Here is a 16,344-nt window from a genome sequence, read left to right on the forward strand (position 1 = left end):
GCTAGGGCAAAGAAGTTAGGTGGGAGTTGGGCTGCTTAAAGTTGCACTTTATTATTCTATCGTTCTATTAAGAAGGAGTATGTGAAAAATATAATGGAGAAAAACATTCAACAAGAGAAAGATAAAGTAAAACCTGTTTTTTATGATCCGAAAGGAAGAAGAAACATAGCTTTTATTTCGTTTCTATGTATTTCAATAGTTAGCGTAAGTATTGTATTTTATTTTTTCTTTCGAAGTATTTTTTCAACACCAGAAATTCCAAATATGAATACAGCTGTACAACAAGATACTAAACTTGTACCAATTAATCAAAAACTTAGTGATCAGCAGTTAAAGAAGGAAGAGTTTAAACCAAATACCGAAACGAAGGATAATAAAAATTTGGTGAATTCGCCGAAGGATAGTAAACAACGTAAAGAAGTGTATGGTTTTTATGTAAACTGGGATGAAAATAGTACCGCTTCTTTAAAAGAAAATATTGATTCATTAACCACGCTAGTACCGGAGTGGTATCATTTAAAAGCAGATTTAACGATTAGAAGTGAGATAAAACCTGAGATAGTAAAGTTAGCAGAAAAAAATCAAGTGAAAATTATGCCTTTACTAACTAACTATACTGAGGAAGCTTCTGGTCCGGATAGTGGGCTAATTCATAAGTTGCTGAATTCCTCAAATGATGTAAAGACAAAGTTTATAAATGATTTAGTAAAGCAAGTTGAAAAGAATCGATTTGCGGGTATTAATATTGACTTTGAGGCCGTACCTGAAAGTGATAGAGAAAACTTAACAAATTTTATGAAAGAACTTACTACGGTCTTTCATAAACATGATTTGCTCGTTACACAAGATGTTCCAGCTAATGATAAGGCTTTTGATTATAGTGCGTTAGCAAAAATAATAGATCGAATGATTGTAATGATGTACGATGAGCACTATGGAGCAGGAGAGCCAGGACCAATTGCTTCAAATAAATGGTTTCAACACACATTGAAAGAACTGAATATTCCGTCTGATAAACTTATAGTTGCTTTCGGTAACTATGGATATGATTGGAAAGTAAATAGTAAGGAACCGGCGAAATCTTTAACTTTTTCAGAAGTTATGGTAATGGCTCATAATTCAGATATGAATATTCAATGGGATAAGATGAGTGGAAATCCTTATTTTAGATATAAAACAGGAGATAAAGAACATACTGCTTGGTTCTTAGACGGCGTTACTCTCTATAATCAAGTGAAAATCGCAATGGACAACAAAGCAAAGGGGTTTGCGTTATGGAGATTAGGAGCAGAAGATCCTACAATATGGAAAGTTTTAAAAAATCCGATTGAGGCACAAAAAAATCCTGATGTATTACATAAAATCACTAGTTTAGATGAAGTGAATTATTCTGGACAAGGTGAAATTTTACAGATTGAGAATGAAAAGCAAAATGGATTGAGAGATTTTAAAGTAGGTAAAGATGGTTATCTTACAGATGAAGTATATCAATCCTTACCATCTGCATACGAAGTGCAACGATATGGAAAACCGAAAGGGAAACAAGTAGTACTAACATTTGATGATGGACCAGACCCGAAATATACGCCGGAAATTTTAGATATATTAAAAGAGAATAAAATAAAAGCTGCTTTTTTTGTCCTTGGTGAAAACGCGCAACTAAATACTAGTATTGTGAAAAGAATATACGATGAAGGGCATGAAATTGGCAATCATACTTTCAAGCATCCTAACGTAGCTGATACGTCTTTACTACGAACAAAAGTAGAACTTAATACGACACAACGTCTGATCCAGGAAATAACTGGGCATTCTACAGTTTTGTTTAGGCCACCATACGAAGCGGATGCGAACCCGGATTCCTCAAATGAAATATTGCCTATTTTACGGGCACAAAATATGAACTATACAATGGTAGCAGAAAAAGTGGATCCTGAGGACTGGGCAACACCATCAACAAATGAATTAGTAAAGCGTGCTCTTAATCCCGTTTATAAGGGAGAGGGAAATATTATTCTTCTCCACGATGCGGGAGGGAATCGTACCCATACGGTAGAGGCGTTGCCGATCATTATTAAAGAGCTTAAAAAGCATGGATATAGTTTTGTAACAATTTCAGATTTAATGAATAAAGAACGAGATGAAATTATGCCCCCAGTTTCTTCTGAGGGTGAGCAATATTTACTTTACAATAAAGCTGTCTTTTCAGGGGCGGGATACTTTAAACATATATTAACAACTATTTTTTATATTGCTATTGGATTAGGGATTTTTCGATTCTTATTCTTAATTTATTTTGCGTGGAAGCAGAAAAGAAAAACGCTATCTCGCTCTATTCATTCGTCCTATCAACCTTTTGTTAGTGTTGTCATAGCAGCATATAATGAAGAAAAGGTAATAGCTAAGACAATTCGCTCAATTTTGGATAGTAAGTATGGAGAATTTGAAGTTATTGTTGTGGATGACGGATCGACAGATGGTACGTCAAAAGTAATGCAAGAAACATTTTATAAACACCCTAAAGTTCGTTTCATTCAGAAAGAAAACGGCGGGAAATCATCGGCAATGAACTTAGGGTTTCAACAATCGCGAGGAGAGATCATTGTCACTTTAGATGCGGATACTATTATTGCGCAAGACGCCATTTCTCTCATGGTTAGACACTTTGAAGATCAAAATGTAGCAGCAGTTTCAGGTAATGTCAAAGTGGGGAATAGACGAAACTTGTTAACTACTTGGCAACATGTTGAATATATAACAGGATTTAATTTAGAACGTAGAGCTTTTGATGAGTTAAATTGTATTACAGTCGTTCCAGGGGCTATTGGGGCGTGGCGTAAGAAGAATGTAGTTGAATCTGGATATTTAAGCGAAGATACATTAGCAGAAGATACAGATCTTACTATTACATTTTTACGTCAAGGACATAGAATTGTATATGAAGAAAAGGCGTATGCTTTTACGGAGTCACCTGAAGATGTGAAAAGTCTCATTAAACAGCGATATCGTTGGTCATATGGTACACTTCAATGTCTTTGGAAACATCGAAAAGCGTTATGTAATTCAAAGCATAAAACGTTAGGGTTTATTGCATTGCCTAACATGTGGTTATTCCAATATGTTTTGCAATTCATTGCTCCTTTTGCAGATATATTAATGATTATGGGGTTATTTAGTAGTGATCCGCTAAAAGTTTTAGGATTTTATTTTGTATTCTTTTTAATGGATCTTCTCGCATCTCTATTTGCATTTAAATTAGAGGAAGAGAATCCGAAACCATTAGTATGGTTAATTTTACAACGCTTTATTTATCGTCAATTTATGACTTATGTTGTCGTTAAATCTATATTCTCATCGATTCGAGGAGTAGCGGTAGGTTGGAATAAGCTAAAGAGAATAGGAAGTGTAAAACATTCCACGGAACATAAGGAGGCATCTTAAGAGAGCAGGTTATCTGCTCTCTTTTTTATTAATTTTAGTGAGCTGAGTGTAGAGTACATACATCTGTATCTATAAGAGTTCTAATAGTGAGACATTATGTGAAGATACTCCTTTAGTTTCGAGAAAAAGTTTTTTTATATTTTTTTAAAATGACGGACATAAAATTGTATATACCTTCGAATTATATATATGGATAACATAAATATGTATATAAAAGGGGAGCAATAAGATGAAAGAACAAAAAGAAATGTTTGAAGAAATCTCTGAAGTACTAAAGGTATTGGCGCATCCTGTTCGTTTATCATTAGTAAAAATAATGCTTGCAAAAGGTCCTACTAATGTAACAACAATGTATGGGGATTTGGAAATGCCTCAAAGTACAATTAGTCAACATTTATCTAAACTAAAGGCTGCTAAAATGGTTACAGGTACTCGGAAAGGATTAGAAATTTATTATGAAGTAACTGACAATCGCACAAAATCAATATTAGCATGTTTAGTTTAAATGCTGACTTCTATTTCAAAATAAGAAACGCTATTCTTTTCTATGATTTTACAGAGAGAATAGCGTTTTTTATTTTTAAGGAGTATCTTTTTATTAGCTTGATGGTGATATGGTATTATCTCTAAAATAAAAAAATATTGATTTCGCTTTTATTCTTTCTCAGGAGTTTGAGCTCAAAAGGCCGACTATCACTTTGTTTCCAATGCAGTGGACAGTGGAAGAACTTATATTTTTGAATAGAGGGAATTATATGTTTTTGATATATTAATAGTTAGGAACCACAAATAAGGGGTGAAGATATAGAAATGGAATTATTTGATTACTATAAACGAAAAGGAAAGTTGAAACTGTTAATTGGGACGGGTATTTTTATTCTTGCTTTATGCGCTGTATATGAAGATTGGGGACATATTAATTGGGGGCAGTTTATCTTTTTTGTTATCGCTGCTTCTATCTTTTTTGGGATTGGATTTTGGCAGTTAAGAAAAGGAAAGTTGATACAAAAGAATATGATAAAAAGTAATGCAACATTTTGGGATGTTGATACTTTGGTTGTATTAGAATTACCAAAACGAAACAAGCAATTTGGTCTATATCATCCTGATGGTAAGTATATAGCAGGAACAAAGATGGTTTCATCAAATATTCTTTTTTCAGTAATACCCTTTTTACATAATAAAGATGTTTACGGATTAGAAACGAGTAGCGGGGAAATTCTAGCTTATTTTCATACTGAAGTGGACGGATATGATTGGGTAGTCTATGATTCAAATTATAATCAGATTGGTATGTTTAAAGAAAAAATGATACAAGGATTTACTATGATACGAGGTACTTTGATGACAGATAAAGCCACAAAATTGTCAGATGTAGAAGTTGAGTTTGATTTTATTCAAAGTACTCTCCGTACAATAGATGGACGTACATTAGTAATTGGTAAGCAGGGATATATGCCTATAGAATGGAGTGAAAGGTTTATGGGTTTAAATGTACCTACTATTACCTTAGGTTCTAATGCGTCTAATAACGAAAAAATTCTCGGTTTAGGTGTGCTCCTTTATAGTTTACGTACAATTGAGATTAGAAAAAGTCGGGCAAGTGTTTAATGAGGTAGAAGTAGTGTTTATATGCGAAATTGTATAGAAATCTCATTTTTCTAATTATATCTTTTTAGATTGATGGATGTGGGGTCACGTCCATCAATCTAAGAAAACAAGTTAGCCCAAAAACGATAAAAATAAAATTTATAAAAACACAAAATATAAACATTGAGGATTAAACAAAGTATATAGTGCCTTTTTAGTCATGTAATCTTTTGAGCTGATGATCTTTTCCCCATTCAAATAGTTCATTCATAATTTGCATTAAAGATTTCCCGTATTCGCTTATTGTGTACTCAACCTTTGGTGGTACTTCTTGATATACAGTACGATGGATAATCCCATCAGCTTCAAGTTGCCGAAGTTGTTGAGTCAGAACTTTTTGCGTAATGTTTGGGATTTCTCGTCGGATTTCATTTGTTCGCATTTTTCCATCCATCAAAACACATAAAATATGAACTTTCCATTTTCCACCGATTACATCGAGCGTCGTTGCAATTGGACAGTTATCATTTTGATGCATATAACACCTCCAAAGGTACCTCAAGGTTCCTATAGCACCTGAAAGTACGTACTTTTCAATTATATGTAATGCATTCATACTAATATGTAAAGGATTGATTCATTTATAAAGGGGATGGAAAATGATGAGAACACTTGTAATTGTAGCACACCCTCATATTGAAAAATCAAAAATTAATAAAAGATGGATAGAAGAACTTGAGAAACATTCAGATGAAATTACGGTGCATGAATTATATAAAGTGGCACCAAACTGGGAGTTTAATATTGAAGAAGAGCAAAAGTTATTAGTAGAACATGACAGATATATATTCCAATTTCCGCTTTACTGGTACAGCACACCGCCATTATTAAAAAAATGGTTTGATGATGTATTAACATATGGATTTGCATACGGATCAAAAGGGGATAAAGTGAAGGGAAAAGAGTTTGGTGTAGCAGTTTCTATAGGTGGATTAGAAAAAGATTATGAAAATAGCGGAATTACGATGGATGAGTTGACGAAACCATTCCAAGCTACATGCTTATATACAGACATGAAATTTATACCTTCATTTTATTTATATGGTGCCGAATATAAATTAAGTGATGAAGAGATTGATAAAAGTGCACCTGAGTATGTGCAATATGTAATGAACAAGAAGTATTCTAATATATAAGAGGAAATAGCCATTTACTTGTGAAGTAAATGGCTATTTTATATTCTTGTTATATTCACTAAGTGTAATCTTTAGTAAATTAATAGTTAATCTGGTAAAATAAAAAACCTAACATATATAAAGGGGAGTTTTACTTGAGAACGATGCAAAAATTATTACAAAAAAGAGCAATGCAATCACCAAATTTGGAAGCGCTTGTAGGCGGAGGGAAAAGATATTCGTTTCAGCAATATAATGAACGAGTAAATCAGCTTGCACATTATTTATTACATAATGGTGTGCAAAGAGGAGATCGTATAGGAATACTATGCAAAAATAATCACCCATTTCCAAGCGTTATGATGGCAAGTTTAAAAATTGGAGCGGTATGTATTCCGCTAAATCATCAGCTTACTGTATATGAATTAGAAACGATTGCAAAAGAAGCGAAATTAAAAGTGTTAGTTATTGATGAAGAATTTAGTGAAGTGTTATTAAATGTTGATGCTGTTAAAGAAATTCCTTATGTAATTCAAACGACAAAAGAAGGCTTTGGTTCATTTGAATTAGAGTTGCAAAAACAGCCAATGACAGAACCGAACGTAGAAGTTCATGAAGAAGATGATGCCATTTACTTATTTACTTCAGGAACGACTGGACAGGCAAAAGCATGCGTAATTGGACATAAAAACTTACATCATTATTTTGCAGAGATTGCAGGACAAAGAGAAATTCCAGCAGGTGAACGCTTTTTATCCGTGCATCCATTATTTCATATGAGTGGCATGCTTTCTATTTTAAATTGTATTTATCATGGTGTTACGATGATCTTCTTAGCTGATTCGAGTCCTACTCTTATTTGGGATAAGATTGAAGAAGAGAAAATTACTACGATGCTTGCATTCCCGGCTGTTTATAGCTATATGCTTGATGAACTAAATAAAAAAGAACGTAACATTTCAACCTTTAAAGTAGCACAAAGTGGTGGAACAAAAGTGCCAGAAACACTCATCCAAAAATATATGGAAAAAGGAATCTATATGGTGCAAGGATATGGTAGTACAGAAGGTTGGGTTGTAACATCATGGCATCCAATGATGGGAAAAGAAAAGATGTCTTCTGTAGGAAAAGCCTTGAAAAATGTAGAGGTGAAAATTGTTCATCCAGAAACAGGACATGAACTTAAAGCAAATGAAGTTGGAGAGATTCATGTAAGAAGTCCATACATGTTTAAAGGGTATTGGAATAATGAAAAGGCGACAAAGAAGGTAGTAAAAGATAATTGGTTTAACATGGGCGATGCTGGCATGATAGATGACGACGGATTCCTGCACATAATGGGAAGATATAAAGACGTTATTATACGTGGTGGTGACAATGTATATCCAGACCAAGTAGAAGATGTTATTCATGAAATACATGGTGTTTTAGAAGTTGCAGTAGTTGGAGTTCCAGATGGATTTTGGGGAGAGATTCCAAGAGCTTACATTGTGAAGGATGGCGAAACAACAGTAACAGAAGAAAGTATTATTCAGTATTGTAAGGAGAAATTAGCAAGTTACAAAATTCCAGAAGTGGTATTCGTAGAAGAGTTACCGAAAAATGCTTTAGGGAAAGTGTTGAAGAGAGAATTAAGAGAAAATGTACTTGTAAAATAAAAAACGATTAGGTAATGAGGAATCCAGTTATGTATAAAGCATAACTGGATTTTTTGTTTATGATTCTGTTGGTTGATATTGTAAATATTTAAAACCTTTTATGTTTTTTTAGTGTAATATTGAAAATAAAGGGAGCTAACTAATTTCAGTACTAGGGGGAGAAACTATGGCTATAAAATTAGAAACTGAGCATTTATGTATAGAACCTTTTACTAATGATGACGTGTTTAGAATTAAAGAGTTAGCTAATGATAAGGAATTAGCTAATATTCTTGGCCTTCCGCACCCATATAAATTAGAGTTCGCGCAAGATTGGGTTGATATGCAACCAGAACTTATAAGGAAAGGAATTGAATACCCTTTAGGAATTGTCTCTAAAGAATCAAGAGAAATTGTAGGTACAATTACACTAAGAATTGACAAGGGTAACAATAGAGGTGAACTTGGTTATTGGATTGGTAAGAATTATTGGGGAAAGGGTTTTGCAACTGAGGCTGTAAACAGAATAATTCAATTTGGTTTTATCGAATTAGGTTTAAATAGAATTTGGGCATCTGCCATTTCTAGAAACCGATCATCAATTAAAGTGTTAGAGAAGTCGGGCTTACGTAAAGAAGGCACATTGAGAAAAAATAGACTTTTATTAAATACATATGAAGATGTTGATGTGTATGGAATATTAAAGACAGAATACAAAGGTTTAAATTACAGATAAGATTGAGAGTATGATGACAAAAGGAAACCCTTCAGAACAGGGTTTCCTTTTGTATTTCTCAAAAATCAATATTGTAGTTTAACAGGTCATTGTTTATCAAAAACATAATAATTTACTAGATTTTGTATTTTGTGTAAGATAATAAAGAATATTCAAATATTAATTAAGGGAAGAGATGTAAATGAAGCTACCGCTATTACAGGTAGAGACAGAGAGATTGATGATCCGTCCGTTCCAAAATGATGATTATGAAAATTGGTTAGATGGATTTCATAAGAGGTTACCATCGCAGTATAAATATGACGATGGTTATCAAGTTATGGCATCATCAACGAAAGAATGGTTCACGGAATGGATAAGGGGCTTTGATGAAGCAGCACATCGAGATGAGATGTACGTATTAGGTATTTTTCGTAAAGAAGACGGAGCTAATATTGGTAAGCTAGAGCTGATTAAAATTTTACGTATGGACTATCAATGGGCGATGATGGGATATTCCATACATAATCAATACTGGAAAAACGGATATGGCATGGAAAGTGTGAAAGCTGCAGTATCGTTATTTTTTAATCGTCTTCATTTTCATAGAATCGAATTACATATACGTGTTGATAATGAGCCATCCGTTCGTCTTGCGGAAAGAGCCGGTTTTTCTTTTGAATGCAAGAGAGAGGCGTTTTCATTAGAGAATGGTAAGTGGATGGATTTTCTTATTTATTTTAAAAATAAGGAGATGAATATATGAGAGTTCTAATTACAGGTGGAAATCGCGGATTAGGGTTACAGTTAGTAAAAGTGTTTCATGAAAATGGACATATCGTTTATCCGTTAGTTAGAACTGAGGTTGCGTTAACACAATTGAAGAAAATGTTTAGTTGCAGATGTTTTCCTATATTAGCAGACTTATCGGCTGATGAAAGTACAGAACAAATTAAGAAACAGCTTGAGGAATATACAGAGTATATTGATCTAGTTATAAATAACGCAGGAATTACTGGAAAGGAGACTGAGGTTTTACATACGAATTCAGAAGAGTTAACGGACTTATTTAATATTCATTGCTTAGGTGTAATTCGAGCTGTAAAAGGTACATATGTGGCTTTAGCTAAATCGGATCATCCGAGAATCATAAATGTGTCCTCTCGGTTAGGTTCATTGCATAAAATGGCCAACAAAGAGTTTCCGCAAGGCCATTTCTCATATTCATATCGAATTGCTAAAGCTGCACAAAACATGTTAACGCTCTGTTTACAACAAGAGTTTGAGGATAAAGGAATTCGTGTAACTGCTATTCACCCTGGAAAATTAAAGACTGAAATTGGTGCTTTTGATGCGAATATGACCCCGGCTGAAGGAGCAAAAAATATATATGATTGGATAATAGATTCAAATGAGGATGTTTCAGGGAAGTTTATTGAGCCAGGTGTAGGTGAATTAAAGTGGTGATATACGATCTTGCAATCATTCAGAATTTGTTTGGCCCTTCTAAAAAAGTATTAAATGGCTTACCACATGCAGTAACGATTGAAGAAATAGAAGAAGATGTTTTGTATAACGTACAAACATATAAAGAAAAGATAAGTAGATTTGAAGAGGTTTGTTTTAATTGGGAGTTAAAAAGAGCGAGTATTGTATTAAACAAAAGGTTTAGTAGTTATAACTCAAGTGTGAGGGTGTTACTTGATGCAGGTTTTTCTTTGCACGCAGCAAAGGTAGAAGTATGTAGAGAATTGAACAATATAGAAGAACTTGAAAGACAATATACATATCGATCAATAGCAGAAGGAACGTTATCGGAAAAAGAATTTAAATATATTTGGGAACAATGTATGTCGGGTTCAGGGAATCAAACTTCAATTTTAACTATCGATGAACATTTTTATTCTGTACAAACAGAGTTAGGTAAGGGTTGGGAAAAGTCATGTATTGTTTTTTATGATAAAAATGAGCTGATTGGTATGTCCATACCGCATATAGAAACTGGAACAGAAAGTGAAGGACGATTATTTTATTTTGGGGTAATGCCTTGTTATCGTGGGAAAGGAATTGCTTCCCGGCTGCATCTTCAATCTTTACATATGTTAAAGGAAATAGGGGCTACTTATTACATCGGAAGCGCACATACTTCAAATGAAAAGATGCAGAGAATATTTTGGAGAAATAATTGTTCGTTGAAAACGGAGATAGAGCTTTATTATAAAATTTTTAAAGAAGGTTAGGAGAAAAGAAGATGAAGACTATAAACGTATTTCATTATGACGCATTTACGAATAAACCGAATATGGGTAATCCAGCAGGTATTGTATTAGATGCAGATGGATTAACAGAAGAGGAAATGCAGCGTATTGCTGAAAAAGTTGGATTTAACGAAACAACTTTTGTTCTTTCCTCAGAAGTAGGAGATATAAGAATGCGCTACTTTACACCTGGTTTTGAAATGGATTTATGTGGTCATGGGACAGTTGGGACAATATTTGCCTTGCGTGAAAGAGGTTTATTAGAAGAGAAAGCAAGCCTTACGATTGAAACGAAGGCCGGGATTTTACCGATACAAATAGGTGTAAATGAAAATGGAGAAACCTTTATTAAAATGAGGCAGGCAGCACCTCAGTTTAAAGAATTTACAGGTTCAAAAGAAAAATTAGCTCATAGTATCGGTTTAGAAGTAAATGATTTAGATGTAAGTTTACCGATTGTATATGGAAGTACGGGGAACTGGACCGTAATTGTACCGGTTAAAAATCTAGATGTATGTGAGAGAATGAAACCTAACAATGAGGTGTTTCCATCGGTATTAAAAGAAATACCTAACGCTTCTATTCACCCAATTTGTCTAGAAACTTATGACGAAAAGGTACATATGCATGGGCGTCATTTCTCATCAGCTTATGCTGGAACGATTGAAGATCCCGTGACAGGAACAGCTTCAGGTGTAATGGGAGCATATTATGCGACGTATGTGGAGAAAGATTTTGACCATGAAATGGAGTTAATCGTTGAACAAGGGCAAGAAATACATAAAGATGGTCGTGTAACGGTATATGTAACGAAAGATGTAGAAAATGAGAAGTTACAAATAGATATTGCTGGTACAGCTGTGTATGTGAAAGAGTTTGAAGTTTTACTATAAAAAAGAAAGCCCGGCATACATCCGGACTTTCACTATCTGTTCAATACTTCAATATACGAAGCATCTCCAGTTGTTCTTAAAGCAGAGCGGAAATTGTTATTTTCTAACGTTTTAGCGACTTGTTGTAACTGCTGTGCATCATCATGATGGATGAGTAAGCTGTCAGCACCGCTTTCCTCTATATGAATGTGTTCGACATTTCCGATGGCATCATGTACAGCTTTTAAAAATTCAGGTTTCATATTGTCCTCCTATATGTATGTAACGTTGTTGTTAGTATTTCCTTATTTTTGAAATATAAAAGTAAATGAAAGGAGAAATAAAAATGAATATAACGCAGTTTAATGAATATATAACATCATTATTTGGAGAGCATCTTCATAAATACGGTGATGGTGAATATGGATTTACTCATATAAGTAAAGATGAATTTCACAAAATTGGTTACACAACAAATTTGACGTTAGAGACGATTGAAGAAGGGTATAAAAATGGAATCGACATGATAGTTACACATCATGCACCGTGGAGTTTTTTATTTGGAATGGAAGAGGCTTGTATTGAGAAATTAAAACAATATGAAATGAATCATTTTTGGATTCATTTGCCTTTAGATTTTATTGAATTTGGTACGTGTACATCATTATTTAATGAAATTGCGATAGATACAATTTTAGAATACTCTACGTATGAGGAAGAGGAATTACCTGGAATAGGAGAATTTAAAGCACCGATTGCATTTTTAAACTTGGTTGAAAGACTTGAAGAAAAAATGGAAGAGAAAGTGAAGAGCTGGAGAAACCATGATAAACCAGTAAAACGAATTGCGATTTTAACTGGTGCAGGGAACAATACAAATTTGATTGAACGTGCATTAGAAAAAGGGTGTGACACGTATATAACTGGAGAAAAAACATTATACACAGTGCAACATGCGAAATTTAAAGGCATTAACTTAATAGTAGGTAGCCACACATTTACAGAAGTTTTTGGTGTAGAAAGTTTAGCTCGTAAGTTAAAAGAAAGAGATAATTTAATAGAAATTACTAGATTAAATGAAGATCATTTGGAGTGAAGAAATTGTATCACATTATCATAAATGGAATGAATTATTTGATGAAATATTGAAGGAAGCAGTTGCAATGAAATAAAATTATTTTTTGTTATATTAAGATTTTTAGGAGGAATTCCCTTATGTTTGTCAAATAATAGTAAAGTTGTCTTTTGAATTGAAGAAATCTTCGGGATTAAAGGGTGAGGGAATGGACATTTCAACAATCGCTGCACAACTAGTTAAGGAGAAAGTGATTTCACATTATCCAACTAGCGTAAAAGTGCTGAACGGGGGAACGGCAAGTACTGTATATTTGTTGGATGAAAAATACGTTGTAAAACTTAATGAAGCGGAAGTAATACGTGAAGAAGCTATTTTTCTTTCTTTTTATGAAAGGAATACTTTGTTTGCAAATCTTTTGTATAAGGAACCTTTACATACATATATTGTGTATTCTTTCCTTGAAGGTAGTACTTCGTGCGGACGAGGACAAAAAAGAATTACGCTTAGTACCCTTGTAAAAGAAGTTATTAATAAGTATGAAATAGTTTCACGTATAGATGGCTGGGGTTGGAAAGAAAGTCCGGTTCAATCTTGGAGTGCATTTTTAACGAAAAATGTGATGGAAGCTTATGAAAATGTAAGACGTTACATAAGTGAGGAAGAGTATAGAACAGTTCTTAAGTTAGCAAATAGCCCAAATAGAGGGACTGGAATAAATCATCCATTTTTACTGCATGGTGATCTTGGATTTCATAATTTTATATTTCAAGAGAATAAGCTGCATGGTGTAATTGATCCTTTACCAGTGTTAGGAGATCCTATATACGATTTAATTTATGCGTTCTGTTCAACCCCGGAAGATGTAACGAAAGAAACGATTGATTATGCGATGAAACAATGTGTATTTCATAAAAAAGACCGTGATTTATATGAAGAAATAGTCATAGGATTATATTTGCGTATAGATACATGTTTACGGCACCACCCGAAAGATTTAGAAGATTATTTAGCAGCTTGGCGTTATTGGATGGACGAGGTTGAGGTGACTTTATAGTACAAATATTTTTGGGGGGATCGTGAAATGAATGTTTCAGAAGCGAAAAAGGATTTAGCAATCAAAACGAAGCGAGGATTACCGATTATATTAGCTGGTGTTTTATTTTGGATAGTTATGAGTATAATGGGCTTTGTTCTTTCTGAAAAACAAGTGGTGTGGGTATATTTAATCGGTATGGGATGTGTGTTTCCTTTTGGATTAATGATAGCTGCTATATTGAAAATTGATATGTTTGCGAAAGGAAACCCGTTAGGGGTTTTGGCAGGATTAATTGGTGGGATAAATGTATTGAATATTCCGCTTGTATTACTTGCCTATTTTCAATTTCCAGAATGGTTACCTTTTGTAGTAGCGATGTTAATAGGTGTTCATTTTATCCCGTACGTATGGATTTATGAAAGCAAAAGTTATGGTTTATTATCCGTAGGGACTGTATTCGTAACGTCAGTTTGCGGGATTCTTTTTGCAGAAAAAGGATTTACTGTCATTCCATTATCCGTTACAGGTGTTTATTTACTTACTTTTATCAGTTTATTAATTGAAAATAAAAAAGCAGATCATTATCAACAAAAATCAGCTTAATAAAAATAGAGGGATAGGGGAAATTATGATGAAAAATTTCGTTTGTACAACGTGTGGCGTGCAGTATGCAGCGGGTGTAGAAGAACCAGTGAGTTGTCATATTTGTGATGAAGAGAGACAATATGTAAATCCGAAAGGGCAGTCTTGGACGACGCTAGAAAGCTTACAAACAAGTGATACATATAAAAATGAAATAATCGAAGAGGAAAATGGGCTTTTTAGTATTACAACAAAACCAGGATTTGCGATTGGTCAAACGGCATATGTAGTGAAAACAGAATCATATCGTTTACTATGGGACTGTATTACTTATTTAGATGAAACGACAATTGCGAAAATAAAAGAGCTTGGTGGACTAGATGCAATTGCCTTGTCTCATCCTCATTATTATTCAACACAAGTAGAATGGGCAGAGACATTTGATGTACCAATTTATATACACGAAGATGATAAAGAGTGGGTGATGCGCCCGAGTAGTCGTATTATTTATTGGTCTGGTGAGTCTTTACAATTAGCGGATGGATTGGTTATTCATCGTTTAGGTGGTCATTTTAAAGGTGGATCTGTCTTACATTGGGAAGAAGGTAATGATGGGAAAGGAATTTTGTTAACAGGTGATATTATTCAAGTTGTAGCGGATGAACGATGGGTAAGCTTTATGTACAGCTATCCAAACTTAATTCCATTACCAGCGAGAAAAGTGGAAGAAATGGTGAATCGAGTGAAGCCGTTACAGTTTAATCGGTTATACAACGCTTTTCATCGAGTAGTAAAAGAACATGCAAATGAGGCAGTGGAACGTTCTGCTGAAAGATATATTAAGGCGGTAGAAGGAAAGTTGTTTCATACGTAAAAGGAGAGTTAGTTTTATGAAAACGTTAGTATGCTTTGGGGATAGTATTACAGCTGATGAAGTGTTTTTCAATGGAACGCCGAGGTTAACACCACGTTTGCGAGAGATGTTTCCGAATTGGAACGTAGTGAATGCAGGTGTTCCAGGTGATAATACGTTTGATGCGTTAAAAAGGATTAAAGAAGATGTATTATCACATAAACCAGATTTCGTAACAGTTTTTCTTGGCACGAATGATGCAGTCTCTTTTTCGCAAGGGTCATTACAAGCATACAAAGAAAATTTAGAGAAGATTGTGAACCATATTTCTTCAGGTAAAGTACTGCTTATTAGTCCTGCCCCAGTTGATGAAGAAAGACAGCATAATAGAACAAATGAAGTACTCGGTCAGTATGCAGACGTGGTAGAGGAAGTGGCGAAAGAAACAGGAAGCTATTTTCTAAATTTGTATGCTGAAATGATTCAAGAACGGAATTATAAAAGGTTTGTAGAAAATGATGAAAGAGATGGGCTACACTTTGGACCAGAAGGCTATGAGTATGTAGCGAAGTTAATTGGTGAAAAGTTAAAAGGGATTTTATAAAAAAGCAAAGCGATATCGCTTTGCTTTTCATTGTTTTTAATAGCTCAATCTAGAAATGCTTGTTGCAATGCTTTCAGTCCATCACTGTAAATACTATGAAAAAGGTTTATTGCCTCTTCATCACTAACTTCAACAGGAGTGAACGTACCAGACCACTCTACTACCGATGTGTTACTTTCAGTACCTTCTTTCACCTGGATTGTAGATAAATAATTAGTGACTGGGAATGGTGCATTCATGATTGAATACGTGTAGTATCGTTCTTTCTCATTGAATACTTCTAATCGTTCTATAATCGTGTCACCATCTGGATTAGCTAGGTGACGTACACGACCGCCTTCCGTTAATTTACTGTTAGGTATATAAGGTAACCAGTCTGGAAGGGAGTTGAAACCTCCGATTAATTGCCATACTTGTTCAGGTGAACCGAAAATTTCCATAGATGTAGTAGTCTGTGCCATGTTCATTACGCTCCTTTTCATCCCGGTATTTGCGGGTAAATA

General features: G+C 34.1%; 18 protein-coding genes. 15 read left to right on the forward strand and 3 right to left on the reverse strand.

The features are described from left to right. Positions 1-93 precede the first annotated feature (93 nt). From QCI47_RS10695 to QCI47_RS10705, 3 genes are all read left to right on the forward strand, one after another. Positions 94-3,441: a trifunctional glycoside hydrolase family 18/polysaccharide deacetylase/glycosyltransferase family 2 protein gene (locus tag QCI47_RS10695; protein WP_242227892.1), complete on the forward strand. Its 3,348-nt coding sequence runs from the start codon at positions 94-96 to the stop codon at positions 3,439-3,441. Positions 3,442-3,670: 229 nt separating this feature from the next. After that, positions 3,671-3,946 carry an ArsR/SmtB family transcription factor gene (locus QCI47_RS10700; protein WP_000662957.1) on the forward strand — a complete coding sequence of 92 codons (276 nt, stop codon included), beginning with the start codon at positions 3,671-3,673 and terminating at the stop codon, positions 3,944-3,946. A 305-nt stretch (positions 3,947-4,251) separates the two neighbouring features. Next, positions 4,252-5,052, forward strand: coding sequence for a hypothetical protein (locus QCI47_RS10705; protein ID WP_000418468.1), 801 nt, complete (start codon positions 4,252-4,254; stop codon positions 5,050-5,052). 193 nt (positions 5,053-5,245) lie between these two features. Here the strand turns inward: QCI47_RS10705 and QCI47_RS10710 are convergent, their stop codons facing one another. Then, the gene (locus QCI47_RS10710; protein WP_000554057.1) at positions 5,246-5,569 is read right to left on the reverse strand and encodes a winged helix-turn-helix transcriptional regulator; all 324 of its coding nucleotides are present in this window, start codon (positions 5,567-5,569) and stop codon (positions 5,246-5,248) included. Positions 5,570-5,693: 124 nt separating this feature from the next. On the opposite strand from QCI47_RS10710, the gene QCI47_RS10715 reads away from it, so the two are divergent. The 7 genes from QCI47_RS10715 to QCI47_RS10745 all read left to right on the forward strand — a co-directional run bounded on the left by QCI47_RS10715 (position 5,694) and on the right by QCI47_RS10745 (position 11,709). After that, a complete protein-coding gene (locus QCI47_RS10715; protein ID WP_002170196.1) occupies positions 5,694-6,227 on the forward strand; it encodes an NAD(P)H-dependent oxidoreductase in 534 nt (177 codons plus the stop codon). Between the two features lie 143 nt (positions 6,228-6,370). Continuing rightward, positions 6,371-7,864, forward strand: coding sequence for a class I adenylate-forming enzyme family protein (locus QCI47_RS10720; protein WP_353812006.1), 1,494 nt, complete (start codon positions 6,371-6,373; stop codon positions 7,862-7,864). A gap of 166 nt (positions 7,865-8,030) precedes the next feature. Next, complete coding sequence (locus QCI47_RS10725) at positions 8,031-8,579, forward strand: GNAT family N-acetyltransferase (RefSeq protein ID WP_000985516.1); 549 nt, start codon at positions 8,031-8,033, stop codon at positions 8,577-8,579. 181 nt (positions 8,580-8,760) lie between these two features. Continuing rightward, a complete protein-coding gene (locus tag QCI47_RS10730; protein WP_000775364.1) occupies positions 8,761-9,324 on the forward strand; it encodes a GNAT family N-acetyltransferase in 564 nt (187 codons plus the stop codon). Beyond that, positions 9,321-10,025 carry an SDR family NAD(P)-dependent oxidoreductase gene (locus QCI47_RS10735; protein ID WP_001264490.1) on the forward strand — a complete coding sequence of 235 codons (705 nt, stop codon included), beginning with the start codon at positions 9,321-9,323 and terminating at the stop codon, positions 10,023-10,025. Before QCI47_RS10730 ends, QCI47_RS10735 begins: the two co-directional genes overlap by 4 nt. Next, positions 10,022-10,798: a GNAT family N-acetyltransferase gene (locus QCI47_RS10740; RefSeq protein WP_000638674.1), complete on the forward strand. Its 777-nt coding sequence runs from the start codon at positions 10,022-10,024 to the stop codon at positions 10,796-10,798. Before QCI47_RS10735 ends, QCI47_RS10740 begins: the two co-directional genes overlap by 4 nt. Positions 10,799-10,809: 11 nt before the next feature. Next, positions 10,810-11,709: a PhzF family phenazine biosynthesis isomerase gene (locus tag QCI47_RS10745; protein WP_076873430.1), complete on the forward strand. Its 900-nt coding sequence runs from the start codon at positions 10,810-10,812 to the stop codon at positions 11,707-11,709. 32 nt (positions 11,710-11,741) lie between these two features. On the opposite strand, the gene QCI47_RS10750 is transcribed toward QCI47_RS10745, so the two are convergent. Continuing rightward, positions 11,742-11,951, reverse strand: coding sequence for a hypothetical protein (locus QCI47_RS10750; RefSeq protein WP_000801653.1), 210 nt, complete (start codon positions 11,949-11,951; stop codon positions 11,742-11,744). An 83-nt stretch (positions 11,952-12,034) separates the two neighbouring features. Between QCI47_RS10750 and QCI47_RS10755 the strand changes: the two genes are divergently transcribed. The 5 genes from QCI47_RS10755 (at position 12,035) to QCI47_RS10775 (ending at position 15,841) form a co-directional block, all read left to right on the forward strand. After that, entirely contained in the window at positions 12,035-12,784 is a 750-nt protein-coding gene (locus QCI47_RS10755; RefSeq protein ID WP_048557280.1) for a Nif3-like dinuclear metal center hexameric protein, read from the forward strand. 187 nt (positions 12,785-12,971) lie between these two features. Beyond that, positions 12,972-13,820, forward strand: coding sequence for an aminoglycoside phosphotransferase family protein (locus tag QCI47_RS10760; RefSeq protein WP_098671922.1), 849 nt, complete (start codon positions 12,972-12,974; stop codon positions 13,818-13,820). Between the two features lie 27 nt (positions 13,821-13,847). Then, positions 13,848-14,405: a DUF7010 family protein gene (locus tag QCI47_RS10765; protein WP_001102937.1), complete on the forward strand. Its 558-nt coding sequence runs from the start codon at positions 13,848-13,850 to the stop codon at positions 14,403-14,405. Positions 14,406-14,430: 25 nt separating this feature from the next. Next, positions 14,431-15,258, forward strand: a complete 828-nt coding sequence (locus QCI47_RS10770; RefSeq protein WP_001992904.1) for an MBL fold metallo-hydrolase — start codon at positions 14,431-14,433, stop codon at positions 15,256-15,258. Positions 15,259-15,274: 16 nt separating this feature from the next. Further along, a complete protein-coding gene (locus tag QCI47_RS10775; protein WP_000855219.1) occupies positions 15,275-15,841 on the forward strand; it encodes an SGNH/GDSL hydrolase family protein in 567 nt (188 codons plus the stop codon). A gap of 44 nt (positions 15,842-15,885) precedes the next feature. Here QCI47_RS10775 and QCI47_RS10780 read toward each other — a convergent pair whose 3' ends face one another. Beyond that, positions 15,886-16,302 carry an SRPBCC family protein gene (locus tag QCI47_RS10780; protein WP_000079489.1) on the reverse strand — a complete coding sequence of 139 codons (417 nt, stop codon included), beginning with the start codon at positions 16,300-16,302 and terminating at the stop codon, positions 15,886-15,888. Positions 16,303-16,344: the final 42 nt, after the last annotated feature.

Source organism: Bacillus cereus group sp. RP29 (assembly GCF_040459765.1).
Classification (GTDB): domain Bacteria; phylum Bacillota; class Bacilli; order Bacillales; family Bacillaceae_G; genus Bacillus_A; species Bacillus_A paranthracis.